This window comes from Anaerohalosphaeraceae bacterium, from assembly GCA_035378985.1.
In the GTDB taxonomy this organism is placed as follows: domain Bacteria; phylum Planctomycetota; class Phycisphaerae; order Sedimentisphaerales; family Anaerohalosphaeraceae; genus JAHDQI01.
Genome location: DAOSUR010000023.1, coordinates 1 through 13,064 on the forward strand (window position 1 = coordinate 1; position 13,064 = coordinate 13,064).

Below are 13,064 nucleotides of genomic sequence, written 5' to 3' on the forward strand. Positions count from 1 at the left end.
AATTCCCCTTTGAGTTTTTCTTCCGCTACGCACAGCCGCCGCAGCGCCTCCGCCGTATCCCTTTTCATCAGCACATCAATCACATCAAAGGCGTCGAACGTACGGTTCTGCCCGACCAGCCGCTGAACCTGCTCCGGTGTAATGGTCTTCTGCTCACCGACAAAAACCGCCAGCTTTTCCAGTTCCTGACAGATTGACCCCGGCTCATCGCCTGCCAGCTCCACGAGCAGCTGCGCCGCCGGCAGTGTCAGCGTCTTTCCAAAATGACTCCGGCAGTACTCACATGCAAACCGCGGCAGCTCCCACGATTTGACCTCCGTTTCAATCAGCCCGCCCAGCTGCGCGAGGCGCTTGACCAACCGGGTTCGCGTATCCGCCTTGCTGACCGTTAAAATCAGAATCCCCGTCGGGCTCGGATGCTCCAGATATTCTTCGAGCCGCGCCCGGTTCCGGGAAACAAACTCGTCCGCATTCTGAATCAGCACCACCCGCCGGCTTGCCAGAAAAGGCACCGTCCGCAACTCATCCAGCACATCAACCATCTCCGGCGGCTCTTCCCCCGACGGCTGCCAGAGTGCCAGCGGCCTTTCCTCCTCCGTCAGAAACTGCTCCGTCAAACGGCGGGCCTGGCGGGCATTTAAGAAGGAATCGGGTCCGGCAATCAGATACAGCGGACTGACGGCAGGCGCAGAAGCGGCTCGCTTGGCGTTCATGAATTCTCCTCAGACGCCTCCTCGGATTCCTTTGTCGGGCTCTTCGGTTCCGATGACGACGGCGGCTCTTTGTCCTCCGGCACAATCCGCGCCGCCGCCACCAGCTTATCGCCCTCTTTGAGCGTAATCATCCGAACGCCGGCCGTATTTCTGCCGATTTCTCGAATCTGCTCCAGCCCCGTGCGAATCATCATCCCGTTGGCGGTAATCAGCATCAGCTCATCCTCATCATGCACAGTCTTAAGGGCTACAACCTTGCCGTTCCGCTCCGTGGTCTTGATGTTAATCAGCCCCAGCCCGCCGCGGTTCTGCGGCCGATACTCTTCAATCGGCGTCCGCTTGCCGTAGCCGTTCTCACAGACCGTCAGCAGCGAACTGTTCGGCTCGGCAATCACCAAATCCACCACCTCATCTCCAGGACGGAGCCGAATCCCCTGCACCCCGCGGCTGACCCGCCCCATCGAACGGACCTGCGTCTCCGAAAACCGAATCGCCATCCCGTCCCGCGTACCCAGAATAATCTCATCCTCCCCGCTGGTAATCGCCGCCCCGATCAAATCGTCATTCTCATCCAGCTTAATCGCAATCACGCCGCTGGAACGCGGATTGCCGTAGGCAGACAGCACGGTCTTTTTCACCAGACCGTTCCGCGTCGCCATCACCAGCTGCCGCGTATCATCAAACGTGCGCACATTCAGAATCGAGGCAATCTTTTCCTGCGGGTCCAGCTGCAGCAGGTTCACCAGATTCCGCCCCTTGCTCTGACGCGACATCTCCGGAATATGATAGACCTTCAGCCAGTGGCAAATCCCCCGGTTCGTGAAAAACAGAATCGTATCATGCGTCGAAGCCGCAAACAGATGCTCGATAAAATCCCCCTCCTTCGTGTCCGACGCAATCACCCCTTTGCCCCCGCGGCCCTGCTTGCGGTACGCATCGATCGGCGTGCGCTTAATATATCCGCCGTGGCTGATCATCACCAGCGTCTCTTCATCCGCAATCAAATCCTCCAGTTCGGGCTCATCTGCCTCCTCCGTAAGAATCTCCGTCCGACGCGGGTCTTTGTACTTTTCCTTGATTTCGTACAAGTCCTCGCGAATCACATCCAGCTGAAGATTCCGATTGGCCAGCAGCGCCTCATAATCCGCAATCTTCTCGGCGACTTCCGCATACTCCTTGGCCAGTTTCTCAATTTCCAGCCCCGTCAGCCGCTGCAGCTGCATCGTCAGTATCGCATCCGCCTGCGGTCCCGTCAGAAACTGGTCCTGCCGGCTCCGCTCCGTCACAAACGCCTCCGGCAGAATCCGCTTGAGCGTCTCGGTCTCCGCCAGCCGCAAGGGCTTTTTCATCAGATTCTCTTTGGCCGTCGGCGCATCCGGCGAGGCCTTAATCAGCGCAATAATTTCATCAATATCGCTGACCGCCAGAATCAGCCCCTCGAGAATATGAGCCCGGCTGCGGCATTTGCGAAGCAGAAACCGCGTCCGCCGCCGAATCACCGTCAGCCGATGGCTGATAAACAGCTTCAGCATCTGCTTGATGTTCAGTGTCTCCGGCCGGTTGTTCACCAGCGCTACATTGTTCACCGCAAAGGTCGTCTGCAGCGGCGTATAGCGGTACAGCTTGTTGAGCACCACATGGCTGTCGGCATCCTTCTTCAGTTCCACCACAATCCGCATGCCCTTGCGGTCCGATTCATCCCGAAGGTCTGCAATCTCATCAATTGTGCCGTTCCGCACACACTCGGCGATTTTGGCTACCACATTCGCCCGCACCACCTGATACGGAATCTCCGTAATCACAATCCGCGTCTTGCCCTTTGCCGTTGTCTCAATATGGGAACGGCACCGCACTTTCAGATGCCCGCGTCCCGTCACATACGCATCCAGAATCCCCTTGCGGCCGCAGATGATGCCCCCCGTCGGAAAATCCGGCCCCGGCAGTTTTTCCAGTATATCCTTAAACCCGCAGTCCGGGTCGTCAATCATCAGCAGCAGTGCATCGCAGACCTCCCCCACATTGTGCGGGGGAATATTCGTCGCCATCCCGACCGCAATTCCGCTGGCCCCGTTGACCAGAAGATTGGGGAACTTCGACGGCAGCACCACCGGCTCCGTCCGCGTCTCATCATAGTTCGGAACAAAATCCACAGTGTCCTGCTTCAGGTCTTCCAGCATATCCATCGCCGCCTGTGTGAGCCGCGCCTCTGTATAACGCATCGCCGCAGGCGGGTCCGCATCAATGCTGCCGAAGTTGCCCTGCGGGTCCACCAGCAATACCCGCATATTCCAGTCCTGCCCCATCCGAACCAGCGTGCCGTACGTCGCCTGGTCGCCGTGCGGGTGGTAGTTGCCGCTCGTATCGCCGACAATTTTGGCGCATTTTCGGTGCTTGGAGCGAGGCCCCAGATTCAAATCGTTCATCGCCACCAGAATGCGCCGCTGAGAGGGTTTCAGCCCGTCCCGAACATCCGGAAGAGCCCGCGACACAATCACACTCATCGCATAATTCAGATAGGACGTCTTCAGCTCATCCAGAATCTGCTTCTCTTCAAATCGCTCCGGAAATTCCGTTTTGGTCTCGTCCATAAAAGTCCTTTTCTCACACGGGTCATTCCGCAAAAAAACGGTTCGTCAAAAGGGTCGGACCCTTCCGCTTCAGAAGAAGAGGAGTGTACCGCCAAAAAGAGGTTTCGTCAATGTTTCTCGGGAAAGTTTCTCGGAAATACAATCTTCCTAATCCCTTTGAAATTCGGAAGTTAGAAAAAAACCACTCGCCGAAGTGCCCCTCTTCGGCCGCACCCTGAAAGTACCCCGAAAAACAGATTAAAATTATCCCTTCCTCTCCAGAGCCGCCCGAACCAGACCCGTAAAAAACGGATGCGGCCGCATGGGCCGGCTTGTCAGTTCCGGATGGGCCTGGGTACCCATAAAAAAGGGATGATTCGGAAGTTCCAGAATCTGCATAATCGGCTGATTCGGCGCCTTGCCCGAAAAAACAAGCCCCGATTTTTCGAGGATTTCGATATACCGCGGGTCCACCTCATACCGATGCCGAAACCGCATTCGAACCGACGCGGTTTTGCCGAACAACTCCCATGCTTTGGTGTTCGGCTTGATTTCCACATCCCGGCCTCCCAGCCGCATATTCCCCCCAAGCCCTTCAATCTTCTTCTGTTCCGGCAGGACATCAATCACCGGCTCCGGGCACTTCTGGTCCACTTCCGTGCTGTTGGCTCCTTTCAGCCCGCACACATTCCGTGCGTATTCAATCACCGCCGCCTGAAACCCCAGACAAAGCCCCAGATACGGCAATTTGTTCTCCCGCGCATACCGAACACAGGCAATCTTGCCCTCAATCCCGCGCACGCCGAACCCCCTGGGGACAATAATCCCATCCACATCCCGCAGATGTTCGGCAGCATTCTGCTCCGTAATCGTCGTGGTCTCAATCCATTTGACGTTCACCTTGCAGCCGAGATGAACCCCCGCATGCTCCAGCGCATTCAGAATGGATGCGTAACTGTCCCGAACCGACGTGTATTTGCCGGTAATCCCGATGGTGACGGACTTCGTCTCCCGCCCGATTTTATCCGTAAAATCGCACCAGCGCCCCCATTCCTTCCGCTCATACCCCAAATTGATGCGGTCCTCGATTTTAAGCATCCGGATTACCTCAAAATCCAGCCCGCACTCCCGCAGCATAGCCGGAATCGCATAAATGCTCGCCGAGTCATGCATGCTCACCACCCGCTCCAGCGGAACATTGCTGAACACGCTCATCTTCTGACGGGCCTGCTCCCGCACCGGCTTTTCCGAACGGCACACGATAATATCCGGCTGAATCCCCATCTGCATCAGCTGCTTGATGCCCAGCTGGGCCGCTTTGGACTTCTGCTCGCCCAGCGTTTTCGGCTCCAGAATATACGTCAGCGCCACAAAGCACGTACTGTGCGGTCCCTCCTCATACGCCAGCTCCCGCATTGCCTCGATATAAAAGGCATTCTCCAAATCCCCCACCGTCCCGCCGATTTCCACAAACACCACATCCGCCTTGGCCGACATCGCCAGCTGCCGCAGTTTCAGCTTCACCTCGCCGGTCACATGCGGAATCATCTGAACATCCCGCCCCAGATAATCCCCGTGCCGCTCCTTATGCAGAACCGAACTGTAAATCTGCCCGCTCGTGGCGAAATTCGCCCGGCTCAGATTCTGGTCCAGCATCCGCTCATACGTGCCCAAATCCATATCGGTCTCCATCCCGTCATCCAGCACAAACACCTCCCCGTGCCGATACGGATTCAGCGTCCCCGAATCAATATTCAGATACCCCTCCAGTTTAATCGGCGCCACCCGAAGCCCTTTGTCCTGAAGGAGCTTCGCCAGACACGAAGAAAAAATCCCCTTGCCCAGCCCGCTCATCACCGTCCCCATCACAATCACATATTTCGTCCGCCCCTTCTGGTATCCTTCCGGCAGCGGCAGAAAAAACTCATCCTCCTGCGTCATCTGGCTGATTTTCGCAAACAAATCCTGACTGCTGAACTCATTCATTCCAAACCTCAAATTGTATGCAACTCAGGCCGATTTATCGGCTCAAAACCCGCTTGACAAACGCTTCATACTGAGCGGCCGTATCGATCCCGTCCCAGGCCTTTTCCACCATCGCCGTCCAGATCGTATAGCCGTTCTCAATCGCCCGCAGCTGCTCCAGTTTCTCAATCTGCTCCAGAACCCCGGGCGGCAGTTTCGTAAATGTCATCAAAAACGACTTTCGATAGGCATAAAGACCCAAATGCCGCTTGTACTGCTGCACCGCCCCAACCCCCCCGTTCGACCGGTCATACGGTATCACCGAGCGGGAAAAATACACCGCCCGCCCCTTCGCATCCGTCACACACTTGACAATATTCGGATCGGACACCTGCCGGGCTGTTTCAAACGGCGCCAGCAGCGTCGCCATATCCGCCTCCGGATGGTCTGCCAGCAATTGAGCCGCCCGCCGCAGATACTCCGGATTGATTTCCGGCTCATCTGCCTGAAGATTCACCACAATCTCGCAATCCAGTCCGCCGACCGCCTCGGCAATCCGGTCCGTGCCGCTCGGATAGTCCGAACGCGTCATCACACACGGCGCCCCGAACTCCCGGCACGCCTGCAATACCCGTTCATCATCTGTCGCTATCAAAACCTGCTGAGCAAACCGTGATTTCAGCGCCTGCTCATAGGTATGCTGCACCAGATATTTCCCTGTCTTTTTGGCGAGAACCTTCCCCTCCAGCCGGCTGGACCCGTATCGGGCGGGAATGACAATAACCGCTTTCACCAGTCTTTCTTTCCGTGCAGTGTGTTCTCTTCCGTTCTGTTAACCACTGCTCGGATACCATAGACCAAACGGTCCACCCTGTCAAGGCCGCCCAAAACTTTTTCCACCCTTGCAAAAATGTCCGCACCGATTACGATAACAGCTATGAATCGAATCCAAAATCCACAGGAGGCGGCCGACTCGTTCCTGTCCGCCCTGCGGCAGAGCCGCTGTGCCGTCGGACTGACCGGCGCAGGCGTCTCCACTGCCTCCGGCATTCCTGATTTTCGCGGAGCCGGCGGTCTCTATTCCAAAATCTCTCCCCGCACCTTCGAAATCGATTTCTTCTTATCTAACCCGGGCGACTATTACAAAATTGCCCTCGAACACATCCACCCTCTGGCTGACAAAACCCCAAACTCCACTCATACCATGCTCGCCCGCCTCGAGCAGGAAAATCTTCTGAAAGCCCTGATTACCCAAAATATCGACGGTCTCCATACCAAAGCCGGCTCCAAAAACGTCATCGAATTTCACGGCAATGTCGTCGACTTCTATTGTCTGGAATGCGAAAGCCCTTCCTCACGCTCTGAGGTAGACAGACAAATCCGCACCGCCGGCATCCCCAAATGTCCCCGCTGCGGCGGACTCATCCGCCCGGGCATTGTCTTTTTCGGCGACCTGATTCCATTCGAAGCCCTCCAAAAAGCCCGTGAGTACAGCCGGCAGGCGGATGTTTTCGTGGTGCTCGGCTCCTCACTGGAGGTCAACCCCGCCGCCTCCTTAGCCCTCGACGCCCAGCGGGCCGGTGCCAAACTCCTCATCATCAACCGCGGCCCCACCCGCCTGGACCCCATCGCCGATAAACGCTATGAACTGGACCTGACCGAATTTTCCAACACGGTCCTGTCTCTGCTGGAAACAAAAGAAAAAGACCGCCTTTTCAAAGACGGTCTTTGATATCTCAATCCCTGAGGAGGAAACTGATTACTGAAAAACTTACCCTTAGCTTCTTTTCCGCAGTGCAATCAGACTGCCCAGTCCCAGCAGAGCCATCGTTGCCGGCTCCGGAATCACGGTCTCGTCCGCAATCAGCCACATCGTGGTATTCTTCGTATAATAGGACTGCGTCAGATAACTATTAAATGTCTTCGGAACAATCACCTGCGATTTCAGCCGAGCCGCTCCGTTATCATCATCCCAGCAGTAATCCAGAAACTCCTGAACTGTTCCGAAAGAACATCCAGTAACCTGGACAACCCCGCTGCCCCACAAAATCCCTGTGTTAAACTGTTCTTCCTCAATAAATAATTCCCCCGGCTTCTCGGTGCCCCAAATCACAGGAATCCCCAGAACCGAAATCGACCAATCGATATCGCTGAAACTGGCCTTGGCCGTGTTTCCGGATGACATATCCGTCAAGCCGGTAAAAGTCCCCAAAATATTCACCACTCCCGTAAACGTTGCCACCGGGTCGCCGCTTCCATTCGAACTCGAATAGAGCGACACACTTGCCCCTCCCGACCATGTAAGAGTCTGAGGAGAATACGAAGCTGTAAAGCCGTCCCCCTCAATGGCATCCACCCGAATGCACTGCACGGTCAAGGCACCGAACGAAGAAACCGAAACCAACAAAAGAAGTGCAAAATAAATCTTTCCCTTTTCCATCACTTTCCTCCTCAACTTATTTTTTTCTTGCTCTTTCCTCTGCATCAAACCGCTAACCGTTAAACGCACTCGCTGAATGGGGCGGTTTATCTTCTCTTGAATGCGAACACACCGGCGCCAAACAGCAGAATCGTTGCCGGCTCCGGCACATCCGGCATAATCTCCAAAGACGGAAGATAGCTGTTCAAATTTTGATTGAATCCCGTGATATTTGCCGGGCCGCACTGCCCTAAGGCCCAAGTTGCACGGAAATCTGACAACCGCAGCAGAGAACCGTCTTTCAGCTCCCCGCCCGTTATTTCATAATGGGTATCTCCGATGAAAGCGTCGGTGTATTTTCCTGTCTCCCAAACATACCACTCATCATCTTCGCTGTTCATTCTCGCTGTCAAAAGAACTACACCGCCCGGATGAGTCGTCGGACTAATTATATCTATTCCGCTGATTTTATCCGTCAGCGTGGTGGCAATAATTGTCATCGTGGCTGGACCCGCAGAGGAACCGTTTGAAAAAACAGCCATGGCCCTGCCCCCACTCGATAAATCCGCAGCCAAATCGCTGGCTGTCACAACCATCCTGCCGACAAATGTATAATCCCACCCTCCGCCAAATACAGAAATATTCCCTACATCGATCGGCACTTCACTGCCGCCCAGAAGAGTGGACAGCACAAACTGCTTTGCAGTGTTGTTATAAAAGCTGAATTCGCTGATATCCAAATCGATGGCATCTACATACTTGAACCCCCCGGATGAAACACCGGCCAACAGGAGAAAAGCAAGAAAGGACGCCACGATCTTTGAATAACCTCTCCCCATTGTCATCTTTCCATCCTCCACATATTTTGTCCCTGCCTTCGCACGGACTTTCTCTCTCGCTCCATCCGATAATTCTCAACAAATAAAAAATAAATGTCAAGAAAAATACCCTAAAATTTAAATTTTTTTATTTCTGGATATTACTCATATATTGTACCGTATAAGTATCGAATTATGTAAACATCCACAGAATTAACAATACCATTTTGATCAACATCCGCCAAGTCATAATATTTCTCAAACCACTCTCTCTCATTTGTATTCAAAATCCCGCCATAAAAATAGCGAACAATATAAAGATCAACACTGTTGACTATCTTATCCATATTCGTGTCGGCAAACAAACAATTCCAAGCTTTGGGCTGACCGGGTCCATAGGTAACCCGCATTAATGGGTCGCCAATTACCACTTCCGACCAGCTCAAATACGGAATTGCCGACCAGGCCGCCTCCGCAAATGTCAAATCAGCCCGTCCATCGCCATCTCGGTCCGCCAACAAATTGCTGTACAAAAATTGATTATCAATTGCTGCATCCGCCTGCGGTTCAAAGCTGTGCCCAATCGCACCCGTCCCGCCCGCCTTGATAAAATCAACGATTTTTGCCTGAGTCGTCGAAACATTTGAAAACAGCGTCACTGCATTAAAGCTCTCCAGCGAGGTAAATACCGCCCCGTTCAAAAAGGAAAAAAGAACTCCCCCGTCTGCCCCGCCGTTCAGCAAATACGTCTTGGAGCGCCCTTCATCTCCGTTCATCCCAAAACAGCTGAACCCAATCACCCCCTGCGGCTCCATCCTGTTCGGAAAATACGCATACAAGATTTCAAATACCCCTGCCGATGTGCAGGTTCGCTCCCGGTAGTCCAATATTACCGGCAAATCCTTCATCGCCGGCGAAGACCCAAAATACAGCGCCCCCTGTGCAAAATATCCCACAGACAGACTGTTAAATGCTTCTACATAATCATTCTTCACACAATTGCCGTAGGCATCCGGAGGCCACGGGGCCCCCTGATATTCCCAAAAATTCATACTGCTGTCGTGCAGATTGAACACCCGGTTGTAATCAATATCCCCGGAAGGAGCTTTGGGAGCATCATCGAGGATTACAACCGCCTGTTTTGGATTGACCCCGCATTGCGGAGAACCGGCCCGCTTGGCCCGCTCCAGCATCGCACGCACAGCAAAAATCGCACTTTGGCCCTGATTCTTCGGCCCATCCAGCCGGCAGACTAAATACATCCTCCCCGGGCCAAACCGCCGACGGATGACCCCGTACCCATACGCCGTCCCCTCCATATACGGGGAATCCACACCCGGTTTGCGTGAAATGGCAAAGGACCAGGTCAAATCATCCGCATACGGCATCTGTCGTTCAAACAAATCAAACCGGCTTCGACACCCCTGATACGGATTGACAATCCGATTCTCGATTGGACAGGGATTGCCGCCGTATTCCAAATACCAAAGACAGGTCAGTTCCGACTCCACCGAAGCCGCATTCACCTGACATTCCGCATTCATCACAATCGACCAGTTGGAGCCGCCTGGGTAAACCACATCGGCAAAGTTCGGTTTGGTGTCCTCAATGCGGTACGGTAATCCCGCCGTCGTGATGATCACTTTAATCTGTTTTTCGATTCCGTTGGCCAGCAGATACGATCGAACCGGTCCGGCAATCAGATTGTTGTACTGCTCCCGCGTGATAATTTCATCCGCCGCCGTTGAATTCGGCCCGCTGCAGTCTGCCAGTCCCTGCAGTTCCAGCACCTGCCAATCCTGAATGGACGGATAATACCATCGGTACATCTTCGCAATATACCGACTCGTGTTGCTTTGAGAGTTGACCAAAATCAGAACATCAGAAGGGCCAATATCGGCACATACAAAAGCGGAATAAAACACAAAAAGAGACAAAAGAAGCAGACAGTAGAGATGCTCCCCCCTTTTTCTTCCTCCTCGTTTCGCCATCGGACATCCTTACCTAAACGGGGTTTTCCTCTCTCCCTGAACGGAACCAATCCGTCAGACCTTCCCTGCCCCATTTGACGAAACCCAGGTTTCCGTTCAGTTTATTTCATACGGCGGGCTTTCAAAACCATCAGCCCCATTGAACCGAGCAGTACCAAACTTGCCGGTTCCGGAACGATCGTGAAAACCCGCTGCGACTCCGCCTCGTTAAAAACGCCCCCCAGCATATTTCCCCACGTAGTCGGATTCAGGGGGTTATAATCCCGGAGAATTCCGCCGAATCCTCCTCCGCCGTCTCCGAGCGTATAAACCACTTGTCCCACCCCAAGGGCCTCGACAGAAAACTCTGCAATCTTTTGATAGCCGCCCACTCCCAGCGAGGAATCAACACCTGCAGACACAGCCGTCATCGACAAATCACGGATAGCCCCCGACGGAGAATTGATGCCGGCTGTCAGAACATCCGCAACAAAGGGCTTGATAACGCTCAGACTGCCCGGAACCACTTTCAGCATCCCTGTACCGGAAACAAATGCACTCAGCTGCCAACTGTTCAAACCATTCATTCCGGCGGCTTCTTCCGCATAAGCAAAAAGAGAAACAGTCGTCGTCTGTCCGACAACAAGTGTTGTTCTATGCGCGGTTATTTTAAAAGAAAGGGCACCAAATGAAGATGATGTGAAAATGATGGTAAACAGGAGGCCTGCTCGCAGAAAGAGTTTCTTCATCACCCAGCTCTCCTCAACAAGAAAGTTTTCTCTTCTCTTTCCAGTTGATCTTGTCTATTTCGCTTCAGCAGATAGACATCCTCATCCGATTTCAATTTACTTTTTTTGTAAAAAAAAGCAAGTAAAAAATATATGAAATTGTCAAAACAAAAAATATCGCACATTTAAGATATAATAATCTTATGACTTTTCGTATATCTTTTTTTGTTCTTTTCCTCTTTTTCGGCGATATAATGTGAATTAACCGATTAAACAGCAGTATAAAGATATAATGGATGCATTATGAACAAAAAAGACAATCTCTTTTCCCCTGACGCGAAAGTTTATCCTGCCGGTGAAGGCAGTTTCCTCAGCATCAACGACATGCTTGCTTATTTCGAAAAAATGGGCGCGATGCGGGTCTCCGACCTCCACATCAAAGTCGGCACCCAACCCTGCTATCGCATTGACGGCGATCTGGTCCGTCTCAAAGGCGGGATTGTCACCCAGGAAATTGTCGAACAGCTGGCCTTTCCCCTCCTGGGACCCAAAAATATTGAAGCCCTTCAGCGCGATACAGCCGTGGACTGCTCCTATCGTTACGGCACCCTTCAGTTTCGCCTGAATGCCTTCATGGACAATGACGGCCTGGCTATCGCCATTCGCGCTCTCGGAACCGAAATTCCCAAACCCGAACACATCGGTTTCCCCAACAACGTCTGGAAAGACATAGTCCGAAAGACACAGGGGCTGGTTCTCTTTACCGGCATTACCGGTGCCGGCAAAAGCACCACTATTGCCTCCCTCATCGAACGAATCAATGAGGACCGTGCCTGCCGAATCATCACACTCGAAGACCCCATCGAATACGTCTTCAGTCAGAAAAACTCGATGATTTCCCAGCGGGAGGTCGGCCGAGATGTGGACACATTCGCACACGGCCTCCGCTCGATGATGCGGGAAGACCCGGATATCATCTTCGTCGGTGAAATGCGCGATGCTGAAACCGTCGCCCTTACCCTCACCGCCGCCGAAACCGGCCACCTAGTCTTTTCCACTCTCCATACCCGAGATGTCGTCGGGACCGTCACCCGCATCCTCGATTTCTTCCCGGAAGGCCGCCAGGAAGAGGTCCGCAACCAGCTGTCCCTCGGGCTGCGCTATATTATCAGTCAGAAACTCATTCCCCGCAAAGACGGCAAAGGCCGCGTGGCCGTGATGGAAATTCTCAACAACAATTACGCCGTCGCCAATCTCATCCGAAAAAACAAAATTGAACAGATTTATTCCCAGATGCAGGTCAAAACCAAAGACACCACCGAAGAAAAAATGATCACGTTTGAAAGCCACCTGGCCATCCTCGTCAAACAGGGAATCATCACCCTTGCCGAAGCCCAGAAATGGGCCAACGACCTCAAAAGCTTTCACGATGCCATGAAAAGTGAAGCCACTATGACGGATTAACCCCATACATGCGTCTTTTAAAACCGCCTCTTTCTTGGAAACATAAACGCTTTTTTTAAAACTCGTTCAAACTTCCATACCCCAAAAACTGTATAGGATTATATCGGAAACAGATGATTTTTTATACGGATGACAGGCATGTTCGGTACACTAAACAAATCCCTCCAATTCTTCCCGCCCCTCCTGTTTGTGCTCCTGACATCCGCCTGTGGACCCAAAAAGCAGGAACAAACCGTTGTTTTTTGGATGGCCCGCTCGAAATCACAGAGACAATTCGAAGACGGCTTATAGACAATCCCAAGGAAATCCCTCCTCAGCTTGGAAGCGAATACCCCATTCGAACCTTCCATCCAAAACGGGGGATCGAACACAAAATTATTACGTTTCAACCGGATCCGAACATTGACTTTCCAATTACCG

Annotated in this window: 10 protein-coding genes; 2 read left to right on the forward strand and 8 right to left on the reverse strand. The window is 53.0% G+C overall.

Annotated elements, in window-relative coordinates; all coding sequences use genetic code 11:
• The 4 genes from holA to kdsB form a co-directional block, all read right to left on the reverse strand.
• Positions 1 to 713, reverse strand: a 713-nt coding sequence (holA, locus tag PKY88_12185) for a DNA polymerase III subunit delta (protein HOQ05958.1), incomplete at its 3' end; no start/stop codon positions are given.
• The gene (gene gyrA, locus PKY88_12190; GenBank protein ID HOQ05959.1) at positions 710 to 3,301 is read right to left on the reverse strand and encodes a DNA gyrase subunit A; all 2,592 of its coding nucleotides are present in this window, start codon (positions 3,299 to 3,301) and stop codon (positions 710 to 712) included. The genes gyrA and holA, both read right to left, overlap by 4 nt.
• Before the next feature lie 243 nt (positions 3,302 to 3,544).
• Positions 3,545 to 5,266, reverse strand: coding sequence for a CTP synthase (locus PKY88_12195; GenBank protein ID HOQ05960.1), 1,722 nt, complete (start codon positions 5,264 to 5,266; stop codon positions 3,545 to 3,547).
• A 34-nt stretch (positions 5,267 to 5,300) separates the two neighbouring features.
• Complete coding sequence (gene kdsB, locus PKY88_12200; protein ID HOQ05961.1) at positions 5,301 to 6,038, reverse strand: 3-deoxy-manno-octulosonate cytidylyltransferase; 738 nt, start codon at positions 6,036 to 6,038, stop codon at positions 5,301 to 5,303.
• A gap of 144 nt (positions 6,039 to 6,182) precedes the next feature.
• Here kdsB and PKY88_12205 point away from each other — a divergent pair, with 144 nt between their 5' ends.
• Positions 6,183 to 6,977: an NAD-dependent protein deacylase gene (locus tag PKY88_12205; GenBank protein ID HOQ05962.1), complete on the forward strand. Its 795-nt coding sequence runs from the start codon at positions 6,183 to 6,185 to the stop codon at positions 6,975 to 6,977.
• Positions 6,978 to 7,022: 45 nt separating this feature from the next.
• On the opposite strand, the gene PKY88_12210 is transcribed toward PKY88_12205, so the two are convergent.
• The 4 genes from PKY88_12210 to PKY88_12225 form a co-directional block, all read right to left on the reverse strand.
• Positions 7,023 to 7,685: a PEP-CTERM sorting domain-containing protein gene (locus PKY88_12210; protein HOQ05963.1), complete on the reverse strand. Its 663-nt coding sequence runs from the start codon at positions 7,683 to 7,685 to the stop codon at positions 7,023 to 7,025.
• An 86-nt stretch (positions 7,686 to 7,771) separates the two neighbouring features.
• On the reverse strand, positions 7,772 to 8,509 hold the full coding sequence (locus PKY88_12215; GenBank protein ID HOQ05964.1) for a PEP-CTERM sorting domain-containing protein: 738 nt from the start codon (positions 8,507 to 8,509) through the stop codon (positions 7,772 to 7,774).
• 134 nt (positions 8,510 to 8,643) lie between these two features.
• Positions 8,644 to 10,473, reverse strand: coding sequence for a hypothetical protein (locus PKY88_12220; GenBank protein HOQ05965.1), 1,830 nt, complete (start codon positions 10,471 to 10,473; stop codon positions 8,644 to 8,646).
• A 101-nt stretch (positions 10,474 to 10,574) separates the two neighbouring features.
• Positions 10,575 to 11,201 (reverse strand): PEP-CTERM sorting domain-containing protein, encoded by a 627-nt coding sequence (locus PKY88_12225; GenBank protein HOQ05966.1) that lies wholly within the window; start codon positions 11,199 to 11,201, stop codon positions 10,575 to 10,577.
• A 282-nt stretch (positions 11,202 to 11,483) separates the two neighbouring features.
• Between PKY88_12225 and PKY88_12230 the strand changes: the two genes are divergently transcribed.
• Positions 11,484 to 12,644, forward strand: coding sequence for a PilT/PilU family type 4a pilus ATPase (locus PKY88_12230; protein ID HOQ05967.1), 1,161 nt, complete (start codon positions 11,484 to 11,486; stop codon positions 12,642 to 12,644).
• Positions 12,645 to 13,064: the final 420 nt, after the last annotated feature.

Excerpts from the sequence above, each read along its gene's own strand:
- PKY88_12210 (HOQ05963.1), bottom strand. The coding sequence starts at position 7,685 with ATGGAAAAGGGAAAGATTTATTTTGCACTTCTTTTGTTGGTTTCGGTT.
- PKY88_12205 (HOQ05962.1), top strand. The coding sequence starts at position 6,183 with ATGAATCGAATCCAAAATCCACAGGAGGCGGCCGACTCGTTCCTGTCC.
- PKY88_12195 (HOQ05960.1), bottom strand. The coding sequence starts at position 5,266 with ATGAATGAGTTCAGCAGTCAGGATTTGTTTGCGAAAATCAGCCAGATG.
- PKY88_12225 (HOQ05966.1), bottom strand. The coding sequence starts at position 11,201 with ATGAAGAAACTCTTTCTGCGAGCAGGCCTCCTGTTTACCATCATTTTC.
- PKY88_12220 (HOQ05965.1), bottom strand. The coding sequence starts at position 10,473 with ATGGCGAAACGAGGAGGAAGAAAAAGGGGGGAGCATCTCTACTGTCTG.
- PKY88_12230 (HOQ05967.1), top strand. The coding sequence starts at position 11,484 with ATGAACAAAAAAGACAATCTCTTTTCCCCTGACGCGAAAGTTTATCCT.
- PKY88_12215 (HOQ05964.1), bottom strand. The coding sequence starts at position 8,509 with ATGACAATGGGGAGAGGTTATTCAAAGATCGTGGCGTCCTTTCTTGCT.
- gyrA (HOQ05959.1), bottom strand. The coding sequence starts at position 3,301 with ATGGACGAGACCAAAACGGAATTTCCGGAGCGATTTGAAGAGAAGCAG.